Below are 15,340 nucleotides of genomic sequence, written 5' to 3' on the forward strand. Positions count from 1 at the left end.
GGACAACGGGGGTGAGGCTGTGGAACGTGTTTCGGCTGTGGTGTGTTTCAGGCAGTGGCCGGTGCCGGTGTGGCGGCGGCTGCGCGGGAGCGGCGCTTCGTGGTCGGCGCTCGCAAGCCCGCGGGAACGGCGGCGTGCTGGAGGAGGGCGAAGATCAGGTCGACGACCAGCGCGAGCACGGCCACGAGGATCGCGCCGCCGAGCACCTGGTCGAACTTGCGCAGGGGGATGCCCTGGATGATCGGCCAGCCGAGGCCGCCAAGGTTCACGTACGCGGCGATGGTGACCGTGGCGATCACCTGCAGCAGCGCCGCCCGGATGCCACCGACCAGCAGCGGGAGTCCGAGGGGCACCTCGACCTTCCAGAACACCTGCCACTCGGTCATGCCCATCGAGCGCGCGGAGTCGAGCACGCGACGGTCGATGGCCTCGAGCCCGGTGTAGGCACCGGCGAGGAGGGAGGGGATCGCGAGGAGCACGAACGTGATGATCGCGGCCTCGGGCACCCGCAGCACGCCCAGGATCAGCACGAGCAGCACCATCAGGCCGAACGACGGGATGGCGCGCGCCGCACCCGACACCGCGACGGCGATCTCGCGGCCCTTGCCGGTGTGGCCGATGAGCCACCCGAGCGGTATCGCGATGACGCCGGCGATCAGCACCGAGATCAACGTGTAGTACATGTGCTGGCCGAAAAGGACCGGCAGCGAGTAGGTGCCCACCCACCGGTCGGGGGAGAAGAGCCAGGCGAAGGCTTCCGTGAAGACGTTCATGCGGCTGCCCCCAGTGCGGCGGTCTGCTTCGCCGCGGACGGCGTCTTGGCGGCGCGCGTCCAGGGCATGAGGGCACGGCCAAGGAGCATGAGCAGCAGGTCGATGAGGAGGGCGATCACGACGACGGCGATCACTCCGGCGAAGACCTCGGCGAGGATGCGTCGCTGCAGACCGTTGGTGAAGAGGTAGCCGAGGTTGGTCACCCCGACCAGGATGCCGACCGTGGCGAGGGAGATGGTGCTCACGGCTGCCACGCGGAGACCGGCGAGCACCACGGGGCCGGCGAGCGGGAAGTCGACCGTCCAGAATCGGCGGAAGCCGCCGTATCCCATCGCGGTGGCCGACTGGCGGATGGCGGGGTCGACCGAGTCGAGGCCGTCGGACACGGCCCGCACGAGGATCGCGACCGCGTAGATCGTGAGGCCGATGATGAGGTTCACGGGGCTGCGGGCGGGATAGCCGGCGATCGAGGGGAGCAGGATCAGCAGCGCGAGGGAGGGGATCGTGTAGAGCAGTCCGGTGAGGACGATGACCGGCCCCTTGACCAGCTGATAGCGCCACGCGACCCACCCGAGGGGCAGCGACAGCACGAAGCCGAGCACGATCGCGATCGCACTCTGCTGCAGGTGGATGGCGGTCAGCTCGAGGATGAGGCCGATGTTGTCGACGATCCAGTTCACGGAGCGCCCTTCGTCACGCTCTCCTCGCTCAGGAGCGCGTCGGTCACCGCATCCGGCACATCGACGATCGACCCCTGGGTGCGCCCCTCGGAGTCGACCACGACCGTGCCGCGGGGAGTCTGCTTGAGGTGCAGGGCGCGGCGACCACGGTCGGCGCCGATGAACGCCGAGACGAAGTCGTCTGCGGGGTTCTCGATGATCTCGCTGGGGCTGCCGACCTGCACGATGCGCGCGCCCTTGTCGAGGATGACGACCTGGTCTCCGAGCAGGAACGCCTCGTCGATGTCGTGCGTGACGAACACCACCGTCTTGTCGAGCTCATGCTGCAGCCGCAGGGTCTCCTGCTGCAGGTCGGCCCGCACGATGGGGTCGACCGCGCCGAAGGGCTCATCCATCAGCAGGATGTTCGGGTCGGCCGCGAGGCCGCGAGCCACACCCACGCGCTGCTGCTGACCGCCCGACAGCTGGCTCGGGTACCGCTCGGCGAGTGCCTGGTCGAGACCCACCGTGTCGAGCAACTCCCGTGCGCGCTTGTGGGCGGCAGCCTTCTTCACACCGGTCAGCCGCAGCACCGTGGCGACGTTGTCGATGACCGTGAAGTGCGGCATGAGGCCGGAGTTCTGCATCACGTAGCCGATGCGTCGGCGCAGGGCCACCGGGTCACCCTGGAGCACGCTCTCGCCGTCGATCTCGACCTCGCCGGAAGTCGGCTCGACCATGCGGTTGATCATGCGGAGCAGAGTGGTTTTGCCGCAGCCGGACGAGCCGACGAACACCGTGGTCTTGCGCGAGGGCAGCACGAGGCTGAAGTCGTCGACGGCGAGGGCGCCGCCGGGGAAGCGCTTGGTGACGTTGCGGAACTCGATCATGGGCTGGTCTCCAGTCGGTCGATCGATGTGCGAGCGGACGAGTCTGTGCTCTTCTGATACTTACGGGGCTCTTCAGATGCCTACGGGGCTCTTCAGATGTCTACGGGCCGACCTCGACGCGCGGATCGAAGGCCACGAACCCGGAGAAGTCCTTGCCCACCCGATCGAAGGCGGAGGGGTAGGGGTTCGGATACGACCACGCGTAGTCGGTGTGGAGCTCACCGTCGGTCTGCACCGAGTAGTACTGAGCAGCTCCCTTCCAGGGACAGGTGTAGGGCGTGGGGCTCTCGACGAGCACTCCGGGCGTGATGGACGCCGGCGGGAAGTACCAGTTCCCCTCGATGCGGGCGAGATCGCTCTCGTCAGCTTCGGCGATGACGGTTCCTGCGAGTACAGCCTTCATGGTCCTGCCTCCTCGGATGTGGGTATGAGCGTATAAGACGGGTGCGACATCGTGGGTGAGGGTTGCGCCGCGCTCGTCAATATGAGAAACAATCCGGATCCTGTTCGACGCGATCACTCGAACGGATTGCCCCTGATCGCGGGATCAAGCCCTGACGTCCATCAGGCGGAGTCGCGGCCGTAGCCCTCCAGCAGTCGCAGCCAGATCTCGCTGATCGTGGGGTACGACGGCACCGCGTGCCAGAGGCGGGCGATCGGCACCTCGCCGACGATCGCCACGGTCGCCGCGTGCACCAGTTCCGCCACCTCGGGTCCGACGAACGTCGCACCGATCACGACGTCGCGGTCGGTGTCGACCACGAGTCGCGCCTGGCCTTCGAAGCCGTCTTCGTAGAGGCTCGCGCCGGCGACCCAACCCAGGTCGTAGTCGACGGCCTTCACCGCGATGCCGGCCTTCGTCGCCTGGGCCTCGGTGAGCCCCACCGACCCGACCTCGGGAATCGAGAACGTGACCTGCGGGACGGCGGCCTGGTCGGCGGTCGCGACGTGACGGCCCCACGGGGCGTCGTCGACGTCTTCGCCCTTGGCACGGGCGACGATCACATCGCCGGCAGCGCGCGCCTGGTACTTGCCCTGGTGGGTGAGGAGCACGCGGCCGTTGACGTCGCCGACCGCGTAGAGCCAGTCGGATCCGGGGACGCGGAGCGTGTCGTCGACGTCGATCCAGCGACCGGGTTCCAGGCCCACGACGTCGAGGCCAATGTCACCGCTTCGGGGAGAGCGACCCGTCGCGGCCAGCACCTCGGTCGCGGTGATCTCCTCACCGTCATCGCGGGTGATGGTCACGCCGTCCGCGCCGCGACGGACGGATGCGGTGCCCGTGCCGGTGCGCACGTCGACGCCGAGCTCCTTGAGGCCCGCGGCGACGCGTTCGCCCGCGAAGGGCTCCATCCCGCCGAGCAGACCGCTGCGGGCGATCACCGTGACCTTCGAGCCGAGTGCGGCATAGGCGGTCGCCATCTCGACGGCCACGACGCCTCCGCCGATAACGGCCAGGCTCTCGGGCAGCTCTTCGGCGCTGGTGGCCTCCCGGCTCGTCCACGGGGAGGCATCGCGGAGACCATCGATGGGCGGGATGACGGCATCCGAGCCGGTGCTGATGGCGACGGCGTGCCGGGCCGTGAGCACGCGCTCGGCGCCATCGGCATCCGTCACCGTCACTTCGCGCTCACCCGTGATGCGGCCGTGGCCGCGGGCCAGGTCGATGCCGGCCGAGTCGAGCCATTTGACCTGACCGTCGTCGGACCAATTGCTGGTGAACGAGTCGCGGCGGTCGAACACGGCGCGCACATCGAGCTTTCCGGTCACCGCCTGGGACGAACCGCCCACGTGCTGCGCGGCACGGAGCGCCTGCGCCGAACGCAACAATGCCTTCGACGGCATACACGCCCAGTAGGAGCATTCACCTCCGACGAGCTCGCTCTCCACGATGATCGCGGTGAGTCCGCCCTGCACGGCTCGGTCGGCGACGTTCTCGCCCACCGGTCCACCGCCCAACACGATCAGGTCGTATTCGTCGGTCTTCTCCGCAGTGTTCATGCGTCGCACCTCTCCGTGAGCCGATTACGTGGCCCAGTCTCGCTCATGAGCAACGCCGAGTCACGGGTGAGTTGTTCCCTGCGGCGTGGCGTCGGCGGACGAGATGGCGCTGATCTCAGCGCAGAGGGAGGTCGAGCGCCTCACGCATCCGTCGCGCCAGACGCAACACATGGTTTCGACGACCGATCGTCGATGGCAACGGAACTCGCTTGCCCTCGACACGCTCGAGCTCGATCATCCGAACCGAACCCACGAACGGGAGCCAGCCCACACCCGCTCCTCCGGCTCCGTAATAGAGCTGCATGTCGACGGCCACGATCTCTCCCGATCTGAAGAGGCGTCTGCGAAACCAGGTGCACACGACAACCGCGCCTGGCTCCACCCACACCCCGAGGAAGAGCGATCGTACGAACGCAGCCGCCGCAAATAGACACACGCATGCACCGATCCACCACGACGAAGTGCCCCAACTCACGGCGACCGTCAACACACTCGCAGCGCTACCCCAGAGCAAACTGCCCACTCGAGCACCTGCCGCCGAGCCCGCTACCTTTTCCAACTTCACCCATTGCTTCTCCGTGGCGACTTCTAACGGACCTGTTGGGAGGACCGCCCTTCGCATCCCGATCAACGTCAGGTGAACTCGGCTTGAGCGCACGCCCCCAGACGAGCCCGCACTGGCAACTAGCAGAAGGACCACTGCGCCATGCGTGATGCAGTACTCGACGATTGCTCGCCGACGCTCCACTGGCAGGCTGAGTGGCGTCTAATCGCGTGCGGTCTCCAGGGGGGAAGAATCCCCCATCAGCTTCGCGAGCTCGTGAAGCTCCCGCGCCCGAGCAGGTTCACCGTTCTCGAGCATCATCACCGCAAGATTGTGAGCGCTGTGGCCATCACCGCTGGCTATACCCGCCCTGTAGGCGGCCTCAGCTGCCTCGAAGTTCCCCGGCTCCTCGGCGAGGAGATTGCCAAGCAGAAGCGCTGCTCCGTACACGTCCGCGCGAACCAACCGCTCCAAGAGCTCGCGCGCTTCTGCCACCTTTTGCTGAGCAAGGAGAAGCTTCGCCAGCGGTACCCCAAACTCTTCGGACTCCGCAAGGCCACGCTTGAGCAGATGCTCAGCCTCACTGAACCCAACTGAGTCCCCCCCGCTTAATAGACTCTCGCCCAGGAGCCCTGCCAGACGTGCGGCATCTCCGGCGTTCGCAGAGATCGCCTTTCGTAACCAGAGCGTGGCTTCTTCGTGGTCACCGATCCAATTGAGACCTTCGCCGAGCGCTGCGAGCGCTGAACTCGAGCCGCCGCTCGCGGCTTCGCGGAACATCGAGATCGCGAGACGTTCGTCTACGTCCCAAACAGCGGCCGCCAGTTCGAACAGAGTGTTCGGGGTAGTCCCCGCGCTGAAATCGACTTCCTCAAGATCGACTGAGGGAATCAATGCTCGCATGACCGTCTGATCGAAGTCGCCTTTATCGCTTCTGACGGCGCGCAAGAAATCCAAGTACCGCCCCGCGGCGAAAGCACGCTCCGCCGCACGTCGATCCGACTCCATCAAGCCACCAAAGATAGCGAATAGTAAGCATCCCTAAAACGACGGCCAGCAGCCCAATGATCAAATTCGGGAGAATCGTGCCAGCATGAACGAGGGTCAAGTTCACCACCCCCATCCGACGTCTGCACTGCGAGAGATTGTTAATACGACCGCCGCGGCATCAGCGATATCAAGTCATTGCGCTCCTCGCATCTCACACGGGGTGTCATGAACAGTTCCCGAGGGATATAGCCACCTCCCGTCAAGCTTCGCGGCACCCTCAGTCCTGAATATCGCCGAAATTCCGTTGAGTTCGTCTTCCGAATCACCGGTGTCGACGAATATGAGCATCTTTGCGTTCTCGACAGGAATTGCGGAGTCGTATTCGACCTCAAGACCCGCTGGAGGATTTGACAACGAAAACTCATCAGCCGGCTGGAACTTGAAATCGCCCTTTGCCCGAAGCGCGACGAAGTCCTCACGCCCCGGGGTAAACGTCGCGTAGTTGATTTCAAGATATTGGAAGCTCCCCGTTGGCTCCCCGCACCAGTGAAAGACGTACCCCCCGTCTCTCACCGTCATTGACATCGGTCGTTCGTTCCCCGCGCTCCAGAGGCACCCCGAAAGCCCGACCGCCGAGAGCAAAATGAACAGGGCGGCGAAACCTCGCTTGTTAGCACTCATATCCGCCTCCTCCTAGGTTCGCATCCATCTCGAAGTAGTTACGACATGCGCGATCCTCACTCCGAAGAAGGGACTTCAAAGTCTCCCCGGCATACGCCAGAGAGAACTCCGCCCCCCCACCCTGCCCACTGCTGTGCGTGTCTGAGTTCATGGTTCAAGAGTTCGGGTCTCCTCAGAACAGTACTGGTTGGCCGGTCTGTCAAGAAGACATCGCCAAGTGTTGTCCCTCCGCCGCCCGGGCTGACGAAGCTCCCGCACACGATCAGGCCATTGCTTGCCCGCTTCCAGTCTGCTTTGCCAGCTAACGCCACCCTGAGCGCAGCTATCGTCAACGTCGAGTTCGCCTTTGCGCGAAAATTCGCGTCCACGGAAGCGCGCTGCGTGCGCTTGAGAGCTTTCGTGACCTTATTAACTCCAAAGGATCCGATCAACGAGTTTAGTCGTCCATCACCACCCGTCGAGGGCGCGAAAGACCATTTCCTCCCACTAAGGTCGGTCCGTTGATGGGATCGGTCGGCCAGGAGTAGTCGTTCGCCCCACCGCCCTCGATCGGGTCGACCTGCAGGAACCGCCCGAGAGCGGGGACATACAACCGCACCCCCATCTCCACCACCAGCGCCGAACCCGCCGACTCCGCGGGCTTCAACGCCCCCTGATGCCAGAGGGTGTTCCCCGCGACCTGCCCGGTGCCATCCGACGCGACCGTCCCGATCGCGAACGTGACCGGGTCCACCGGCTGACCGAACGGATCCCACAACAACAACCCGCTCGTCGCCGTCCCGGTGCGCGTCACCAAACCGTGCCCACCCAACCCGGGGAACGACCACGTCACCACCCCCGCCTGGTTCGTCCACGACACCCCACCCGGCAGCCCGACACTCCGCGTCAAACCCGCGCCAGACCTCTGCCCCCACGCCGCATCACCACCCGCCGCATACAGGTAGCTCGTCGTCACCGCCGGCTCCGCACCCGCCGGATCGATCGTCCGCGATGCCATGCGCCCGGTCGCGTCCCGCACGATCCGCACCGTCGTCCCATCGTCATACGTCGTCCCGATGTGCCGGTTCGCGGCGTCATACGAGAACTGCATGTCACCCAGACGAACCGTGTTCCCCCGCCCGTCGTACACGATCTCCGACGCCGACAGACCATCCGCCTACGCGTGCGGCGGGATACCCGTATCGGCGACATCCCAAGGATCATCGGGATCGAATCTCGTCATTTGCTTCGCCTCGGCCCCAAACAGAATCAGTTCCAGCTGACGACGAAGGTGTCTGGGGCTCCACTCGACTTCAAGCCCGTTCAAAAATTCATCCAGCCACGCCGAAACTCTGGCGAGGTCACCCCAACAGACGACAACGTCTGTTGGGTCCGGGCCCCCAAGTTCGACAAACTCGGGATTGAACGTGATCTCTACGAGAACTCCATCGTCACCTGGAATGGACTCGAACCTCGCATAGAACGAGTTGGAGCTGCCACGCCGGACAAAGCCGATCGCACCTTCTCTTATGATCCGCTGAATCAACGCTTCCTGACTATCCTCGGCCATTCGCTCACTCCAACCAGACGTGAAAGTTGTGGCGTACGCCGTTCCTCCCAAAGTTTACTTTCGGTCTCCCTGTTTGGGACACGCCAGGACCTCGCACCCACCGACCCGACGGGCCAGTTCTCATCCGAGTAGCATGACTCGAAAGCCGCTCCGTCGCTCGACTACCTTGAGACCAGACCCTGCCGGCCCAAGCAGCCGCCCGCGGAGAAGCGATCATGTCCCGGGCCGCTCCGGCAACGCTGCGCGTGTACTTCGATGCTCGAACAAGAATTTGACCTGCCTTCACGACATCCGTTGCCACCTTCGCGACCCGAACTGCGAACGTCGCTGCTCGCGCAACGAGCATCGCTCCCGCTAGAGGCGCTCCTACGCCCGTCGCCAGCAACGCAACCGAAAGCACGGTCAAGCCGATGTCAAGCGTCAACCCCCAATCCCATTCGCTCCCACTGAGGTCGTGTCCGTTGATGGGGTCGGTCGGCCAGGAGTAGTCGTTCGCCCCACCGCCCTCGATCGGGTCGACCTGCAGGAACCGCCCGAGAGCGGGGACATACAACCGCACCCCCATCTCCACCACCAGCGCCGAACCCGCCGACTCCGCGGGCTTCAACGCCCCCTGATGCCAGAGGGTGTTCCCCGCGACCTGCCCGGTGCCATCCGACGCGACCGTCCCGATCGCGAACGTGACCGGGTCCACCGGCTGACCGAACGGATCCCACAACAACAACCCGCTTGTCGTCGTGCCGGTGCGCGTCACCAAGCCGTGCCCACCCAACCCGGGGAACGACCACGTCACCTCCCCCGCCTGGTTCGTCCACGACACCCCACCCGGCAGGCCCACACTCCGCGTCAAACCCGCACCAGACCTCTGCCCCCACGCCGCATCACCACCCGCCGCATACAGGTAGCTCGTCGTCACCGCCGGCTCCGCACCCGCCGGATCGATCGTCCGCGATGCCATGCGCCCGGTCGCGTCCCGCACGATCCGCACCGTCGTCCCATCGTCATACGTCGTCCCGATGTGCCGGTTCGCGGCATCGTACGAGAACTGCATGTCACCCAGACGAACCGTGTTCCCCCGCCCGTCGTACACGATCTCCGACGCCGACAGACCATCCGCGACAGTCGTCGCACCCGGGACCGCCCCCGTGACTGTCGAGGACAGTAGCCTGTCCGCCCAGTCGAAACAGGACGTCGTCGTGGTGGTCACGGCCGCCTGACCCGGCGCCGTCCACACATCCGTCGAACCCGTCCGGTTGCCGGACATGCCCGCCGCCGCATTCGGACCACACCCACCCGACGACCCGAACCCATAGGTGAGCTTGTGCCCAGGAATGGTCGCCGACACCAGCCGCCCCGCGGTGTCATACCCGTACGTCGACGAATACGACGTCGAACCCGTCGACGATTGCTGCTTCACCACACGGCCCGACTGCGAACGCACAACGGCGTCCGACACGACCTGACCGCCGACCAGCCACTCCTGGCCGATCACCCGCTCCGCCGCATCACGGCTGACGCTGTTCAACGCCGAACCATCCGGATACGCGATCTGCTTCAACCGCTGCAAAGCGTCATACGTCACCGACGCGAGCTGCTGCCCATCGACCGTGACCGTCTTCACCTTGCCGTCGGCGTCATACGTGTACGCCGTCACCGATGCCGCACCATTGGCTGGGGTCGTCGAGATCTGCGTCACACGCCCGGAAGCGGGATCGTATGTGGGCGTGGTCACCGTGCCCCACACGTCCGTGTAGCTCACGACCCGACCGAGCAGGTCTGAGACGGTCGTGATGGTCGAGCCGTTCGGCGACCCTGCGACCGCTACCCCGCTCGTGACGGTGGTGTATCCACCGTTCGTCACCCGTCTCGACTCCGTTGTCGTGCTCGAGATCGTCGCCACGCCCGAAGGGCCGGCGACCGTCGTGGAGATCACCTTGCCCCGGCCGTCGTACCCGGTGCACGACCACGCTGTGTCGCCGCTGGTCTTCGTCCCCACCGTGCGACCCCACGCGTCATACGCGTACTCCGTGGTGATCGGCGTGCCCGTTGCCGGGGTCGGTCCCGTCGTGGACTTGAGGAGACCGAACTGTTTGGTCCCCGCCGGAAGGCCGCACACAGCCGGGGCGCTGTTGATATCGCCGTAGTAGGTGCTGGTGCTCTTGGCCGTCGCCGGTGCGCCTGCTGCCCCACCGGCGGGGAGCGTGCGGGTCAGACGCCTGAGCCACCCGGCCGCACCGGGCTGCTCGAACGTCGTCGACGTCGTCAGCGCGAGGCCGTCGGGGTCGGAGCCTTCACCCCTCCGCGAGCGGCCAGTCCGCGGCGGTGACGCCTACGCCACCGCTCTCGCAGGCTCCCGCACCCGCACACCGTCGGCGAAGGCCCGCGGGTAGGCGCGCCGGAGTGCGACGACGACGAGCGTGGCCGCGGTCACCTTGATCAGATCGCCGGGCAGGAACGCGAGGCTCGACAGCGCCGTGGGTCCGAGGGGCACGCCGGTCACGAGAGCCTGCACGGGGATGCCGAACGCGTAGACCACGAACACACCGCCGACCAGTGCCGCGATCGCGGAGCGCCACCAGGTGAAGCGCCCCGTGCGCATGAGCAGGCCGATCACGACGACGCCGGCGATCCAACCGATGAGGTACCCGGCGCTCGGGCCGACGAACACTCCGAGTCCTCCACGACCGCCCGCCAACACGGGCAGCCCGACGGCGGCGAGCACGAGCACGAGGAGGATGGCGAGAGGCGCGAGGCGCGGACCCAGCACGAGCCCTGCGAGCATGACACCGAGGGTCTGCGCGGTGATGGGCACGCCGGCGGGCAGGGGCACGATCACCGCGCCGAGCACGATGATCAGGGCGGCGAACACCGCGATGCGTCCGAGCGATGCGCTGGTGTCTGTGGCGCGCGACGTTGTCATGAGTCCTCCTGAACACCGTTCACCTGAACGGTGTTCATTACAATAGGGACGCCATCCTCTCCACGCAAAGCCACCCCAGGAGCCACCACGTCCTTCTCCCCGATGCTGCGCCGTGTCGCCGTCGAAGACCCCGCTCGGCCGGCGATCGTCGACCACGATGCCGGCGTGACCTACGGCGAGCTCCACACGGAGTCGCGGCGGCTTTCGGCGTCTCTCGAGCGCCTGCTCACAGCCCCCTCGGCGCGGGCGGATGCACGCGGTCTTTCGACGCCACGGCCCGTCGTCTCCATCTGTCTGAGCCGTGCTTTCGACACCGCCCGCGCCGTCGTCGCGATGGAGGTGGGCGATCGCATCCTCAGCGTGGTGGATGCGCACTGGCCGGTGTCGCTGCAGACGCAGCTGATCACATCGACCGGCGCGGTGGCGGTGATCACTGATGTCACCGCGCTGCGAGCCGCGCTGGATGCGAGCGGCTGGCCGGGTCTGATCCTCGGGCTCGCTGACCTCGAGAACTCCGGATCACTCGCCTATGCCGACCCCGATGATCCTGCCGACGATGCCCCATTCCTGCTGCTCACCTCATCCGGTACGACAGGACGACCGAAGCCCTTCCTCAAGACCCGCGCGCAGTACACCGCGAACATCGATGTCTCGCGCACATATCTGGGTGCGAGCAACCGCGTCGCGACCTTCGCACCGGGCCCGATGTCGTACAGCCTGACTCTCTACACACTGTTCGAGGTTCTCGCCTCCGGCGGCGAGCTGCACGTCGCCGACCGTCTCGACGACCTGTGGCTCACCCTCCGCGCGCGGGACGAACGCATCACGCGAGTGGTCACTGTTCCGGCGGCGGCTGCCGCCCTCGCCGACGCCGCGAGGCGCAACCCGGGAAGGTACGACGGCATCGAGCTGATCGTCACGGGAGGCGCCGCGCTCTCGGCGTCGGCTCGAGCCAGAGTGTCCGACGCACTCCCCCGCACCCGGACGCTCAGTTACTTCGGCACCGGCGAACTCGGCTTCATCGGCGACGACCGCGCCGGCGACGGACGCATCCGGCTCTACCCGCAGGTGGAAGCCCGGGTGCGCGACGACGACGGCGATGATCTGGCACCCGGCGAGCTCGGCACGCTCTGGGTGCGCTCCCCCTCGTGCTCGACCGGCTACCTGCCGGGAACGACTTCCGCGTCGTTGACGGATGCCGACGGCTGGGCGAGCGTGCACGATCAGGGGCGGCTGCGTGGCCGGGACTTCTCGTTCGCCGGCAGAAGCGGAGATGTCGTCACCACCGGCGGGCACACCGTCGCCCTCGACGAAGTGGAACGTGCATTCGACGGGATGCCGGGCCTCGGCGACATCTGCGTGATCGCCGAGAGTGACGATCACCTCGGCACGCGGATCACCCTGGTCGTCGAAGGCGATGCGCCACCGGCAGCGACATTGCGCACGTGGGCGAGGGACCGACTCCCTCCGGCATCCGTGCCACGCCGCTGGCACCGCCTACCGGAGTTCCCACGAACCTCCGGCGGCAAGATTCGTCGCACCGCGGTCGCCGATCTCGTGGCGTTCGGGCGGAGGCCATCGTGAGCGTCGAGAGGTCTGTCGTCGTCACCGGGATCGGCGCCATCACCCCGAGTGGTCTCACCGCGCCGAGCATGTGGGCGTCAGTCCGCGCCGGACGAAGCGGCATCACGCGGCTTCCGCCTGAGCTCGAAGGTTCCGGGCCGGTGCAGGTCTGCGGAGTCGTCGGCGGGTTCACCGCCCCCGCCGACCTGCCGACACCACTCGTCCGCCACCTCACTCCGATGCAGCAGTGGGCGATCACCGCCGCTGATGAGGCGATGGATGATGCGGGCACAGGTGACCTGCCGTGGAACGCGGATGCCGCGCAGGTGATCATCGCCACGGGATCAGGGCCGGTCGACGCGGTGACGGAGGCAGCCGGCACGTTGCGAGAGGCCGGTCGGCGCCGGGTGCCGCCGAGCCTCGCCGTCTATGGAACCGCGGATGCCGTCGCCGGGATCCTCAGCCGTCGATACGGATTCCTCGGACAGACCCACGCCGTCACAGCGGCATGCGCGAGCGGCGCCATCGCGATCGGCGAAGGCCTACGGCGCATCCGTCACGGATACGCCGATGCGGTGCTGGTCGTCGGGATGGACGACTGCCTCGGTCCGCTGCATCTCGCGGCGCATGCGAACCTGCGCTCGGTCGTCACCGGATTCGGCGATGACCCCTCATCGGCCTCCCGCCCCTTCGACCGTGCGCGGAGCGGTTTCGTCATGGCCCAGGGCGCCGCCGCGGTTCTGCTCGAGGCCGCAGACCTCGCCGACGAACGCGGCGCACGCCCTCTCGCGACGGTCGCCGGGTTCGGTGCGACCAGCGACGCCCACCACGCCACGGCACCGGATCCGGCCGCCGCGGGAGCGACCAGGGCGATCAACGCCTGTCTCGCCGATGCCCGCACGACCGCATCCGCAGTCGATCATGTCAACACCCACGGCACGGGCACGGTGCTCGGCGACGCGGCCGAGCTCATCGCACTCGAGCAGGCGCTGGGAGCGAGGGCACCGTCGGTTCCGCTCACGGCGACGAAGTCCACCACCGGGCATCTGCTCGGCGCAGCAGGCGTCGTCGAGACAGCGATCGCTGCGATGACCCTGCGCGACCAGGTGCTGCCTCCGACGATCAACCTGACCGACCCCGACGCGGAGGGCTGGGACTTCGTGCGCGACCAGGAGCGACGGCATCCGGTCCGCACAGTGCTGTCGACATCGTTCGGCTTCGGGGGTCACAACGCGGCGCTGCTGCTCAGGCTTCCGAGGTGAACTGCGCCCGTGCGGCTCCGTTCGCCTCTCCTCCGCGGCGAGGTCACCGCGGAGACGGCACCAGCACGACCTTCCCTCGCTTCCCCGCTCACGCTTCTCCCCCCGGCCGTGTCCCGCGCCGTTCAACGGCCGCGCTCACCCGTGGAGCGAGCACCGCCGCCGCGATCGCGATCACCGCAGCCAGGGCGAACACTCCCAGGAACGGGTCCGCGGTGGCCAACGCCGTGAACAGCGTCCCCGTGATGGCGAGCGCCATGGCACTGCCGAACGAATCGGCGACCGTCATCGCGCCGCTGTTGAAGCCTTGATTCTCCGGTGTCGACATCGCGAGCGTCAGCGCGCTGGTACGTGGGCTCATGAGCCCCATCCCCAGACCCGCCACGATCCAGGCGACGGCGAGCAGTGCGGCGTCCGCCCTGATGGCTGTGATCGCGACGGTCAGCACGATGCCGACGAAGACCAGGATCGTGCCGATGCGCACCGCCGTCACGCTCGAGAGGCGAACGCCCATCCGCCCCTGGACCGTCGCCGCGACCGACCACGAGAGCGCACCTCCGGTCAGGGCGAGCCCCGCGAGGGTCGGCGACAGGTCATAGCGATCGGTGAGCAGGTACGGCAGGTAGATCTGCGCGCCGAAGAACGCGGCAGCTGCGAGCCCGCGGACGAGGATGACCGAGGGCAGCCCCCGCTGCGCGCGGAAGGTTCCGCGGGGAACCAGCGGGCGAACCGCGATCAGGGCGACGATCACAGCGACGACCGCCAGCACCGGGCCGACACCGGGGATGTCGCCGACCAGGTTCAGCGTCAGCACCGCGGCCGCCGCCAGAATCGACCAACCGAGGCGGCCGTATGCCCACGGTGTCGTCGCATCGCCGTCGCTCGAGAGACCGCGAAGGGCTGGAATCACCATCAGCAGCGCCACGAGCACCAGGATCACCACACCGAGGAAGACCCAGTGCCAGCTCCAGAGCTCGGTCACGGCTCCCGCGACCGTTGGTCCGATCAGCGAGGGGATGACCCACGCAGCCGCGAATCCGGCGAAGATCGCGGGGTGCAGCTCCTGCGGGTAGACCCGGGCGACGACGACGTACAGTGCCACCATCAGGCCGCCGCTGCCGAGACCCTGCGCGAACCGGCCGGCGACGAGGACCTCCATGCTCGGGGCGAGACCGGCGATGAGCAGCCCCACGATGAACATCGCGACCGCGGTGTACAGCGGGGCGACCGGCCCCCGACGATCGGCCCAGTTTCCCGCGATCACCATGCCGATGACCCCGGTGGCGAGAGGACCGGCGAACGCCAGCGCGTATAGCCGTTCGCCGCCGAGGTCGGCACTCACGGTCGGCATCACCGTCGTGACCGCCAGGGACTCGAACGCCCCCAGGAACACGAGCGCGCACGCGCCGATCGTGATCCACACGTATTGGCTGCTCATGATGCGAGCTGCGGCTGCATCCGGCGTCGCCGCCTGCTCGGTCTCCGAAGTCATGATGACGACAGTAGAACCT

General features: G+C 67.0%; 15 protein-coding genes. 2 read left to right on the forward strand and 13 right to left on the reverse strand.

What is annotated here, in order from left to right; genetic code table 11:
* Positions 1-47: 47 nt before the first annotated feature.
* The 12 genes from HDC31_RS18635 to HDC31_RS18690 form a co-directional block, all read right to left on the reverse strand.
* Positions 48-773 carry an ABC transporter permease gene (locus HDC31_RS18635; RefSeq protein ID WP_061015814.1) on the reverse strand — a complete coding sequence of 242 codons (726 nt, stop codon included), beginning with the start codon at positions 771-773 and terminating at the stop codon, positions 48-50.
* Positions 770-1,453: an ABC transporter permease gene (locus tag HDC31_RS18640; RefSeq protein WP_113681709.1), complete on the reverse strand. Its 684-nt coding sequence runs from the start codon at positions 1,451-1,453 to the stop codon at positions 770-772. The genes HDC31_RS18635 and HDC31_RS18640 overlap by 4 nt, the downstream gene beginning before the upstream one ends.
* On the reverse strand, positions 1,450-2,322 hold the full coding sequence (locus HDC31_RS18645; RefSeq protein ID WP_113681710.1) for an ABC transporter ATP-binding protein: 873 nt from the start codon (positions 2,320-2,322) through the stop codon (positions 1,450-1,452). The genes HDC31_RS18640 and HDC31_RS18645 overlap by 4 nt, the downstream gene beginning before the upstream one ends.
* A gap of 100 nt (positions 2,323-2,422) precedes the next feature.
* Positions 2,423-2,725, reverse strand: a complete 303-nt coding sequence (locus tag HDC31_RS18650; protein ID WP_061015819.1) for a DUF427 domain-containing protein — start codon at positions 2,723-2,725, stop codon at positions 2,423-2,425.
* 161 nt (positions 2,726-2,886) lie between these two features.
* The gene (locus HDC31_RS18655) at positions 2,887-4,323 is read right to left on the reverse strand and encodes an NAD(P)/FAD-dependent oxidoreductase (protein ID WP_113681711.1); all 1,437 of its coding nucleotides are present in this window, start codon (positions 4,321-4,323) and stop codon (positions 2,887-2,889) included.
* Positions 4,324-4,438: 115 nt separating this feature from the next.
* Complete coding sequence (locus HDC31_RS18660) at positions 4,439-4,639, reverse strand: hypothetical protein (protein ID WP_147251356.1); 201 nt, start codon at positions 4,637-4,639, stop codon at positions 4,439-4,441.
* Positions 4,640-5,089: 450 nt separating this feature from the next.
* The gene (locus HDC31_RS18665; RefSeq protein WP_147251357.1) at positions 5,090-5,824 is read right to left on the reverse strand and encodes a lipopolysaccharide assembly protein LapB; all 735 of its coding nucleotides are present in this window, start codon (positions 5,822-5,824) and stop codon (positions 5,090-5,092) included.
* Positions 5,825-6,049: 225 nt separating this feature from the next.
* The gene (locus tag HDC31_RS18670) at positions 6,050-6,538 is read right to left on the reverse strand and encodes a hypothetical protein (RefSeq protein WP_113681715.1); all 489 of its coding nucleotides are present in this window, start codon (positions 6,536-6,538) and stop codon (positions 6,050-6,052) included.
* Positions 6,539-6,974: 436 nt separating this feature from the next.
* Positions 6,975-7,628 carry a hypothetical protein gene (locus HDC31_RS20445; protein WP_179516409.1) on the reverse strand — a complete coding sequence of 218 codons (654 nt, stop codon included), beginning with the start codon at positions 7,626-7,628 and terminating at the stop codon, positions 6,975-6,977.
* A 66-nt stretch (positions 7,629-7,694) separates the two neighbouring features.
* Positions 7,695-8,087, reverse strand: a complete 393-nt coding sequence (locus tag HDC31_RS18680; protein WP_113681381.1) for a hypothetical protein — start codon at positions 8,085-8,087, stop codon at positions 7,695-7,697.
* Positions 8,088-8,091: 4 nt separating this feature from the next.
* Positions 8,092-10,083: an RHS repeat-associated core domain-containing protein gene (locus HDC31_RS20535; RefSeq protein ID WP_179516410.1), complete on the reverse strand. Its 1,992-nt coding sequence runs from the start codon at positions 10,081-10,083 to the stop codon at positions 8,092-8,094.
* A 333-nt stretch (positions 10,084-10,416) separates the two neighbouring features.
* On the reverse strand, positions 10,417-11,007 hold the full coding sequence (locus HDC31_RS18690; RefSeq protein WP_113680356.1) for a biotin transporter BioY: 591 nt from the start codon (positions 11,005-11,007) through the stop codon (positions 10,417-10,419).
* Positions 11,008-11,109: 102 nt separating this feature from the next.
* Between HDC31_RS18690 and HDC31_RS18695 the strand changes: the two genes are divergently transcribed.
* Together HDC31_RS18695 and HDC31_RS18700 are read left to right on the forward strand one after the other, a co-directional pair.
* Complete coding sequence (locus HDC31_RS18695; RefSeq protein ID WP_113680355.1) at positions 11,110-12,591, forward strand: class I adenylate-forming enzyme family protein; 1,482 nt, start codon at positions 11,110-11,112, stop codon at positions 12,589-12,591.
* Complete coding sequence (locus HDC31_RS18700) at positions 12,588-13,832, forward strand: beta-ketoacyl synthase (protein WP_179516411.1); 1,245 nt, start codon at positions 12,588-12,590, stop codon at positions 13,830-13,832. The genes HDC31_RS18695 and HDC31_RS18700 overlap by 4 nt, the downstream gene beginning before the upstream one ends.
* Before the next feature lie 88 nt (positions 13,833-13,920).
* Here the strand turns inward: HDC31_RS18700 and HDC31_RS18705 are convergent, their stop codons facing one another.
* A complete protein-coding gene (locus HDC31_RS18705) occupies positions 13,921-15,321 on the reverse strand; it encodes an MFS transporter (RefSeq protein ID WP_371861824.1) in 1,401 nt (466 codons plus the stop codon).
* Between the last annotated feature and the right edge of the window lie 19 nt (positions 15,322-15,340).

It is taken from the genome of Microbacterium sp. JAI119, assembly GCF_013410135.1.
Lineage (GTDB): Bacteria > Actinomycetota > Actinomycetes > Actinomycetales > Microbacteriaceae > Microbacterium > Microbacterium oxydans.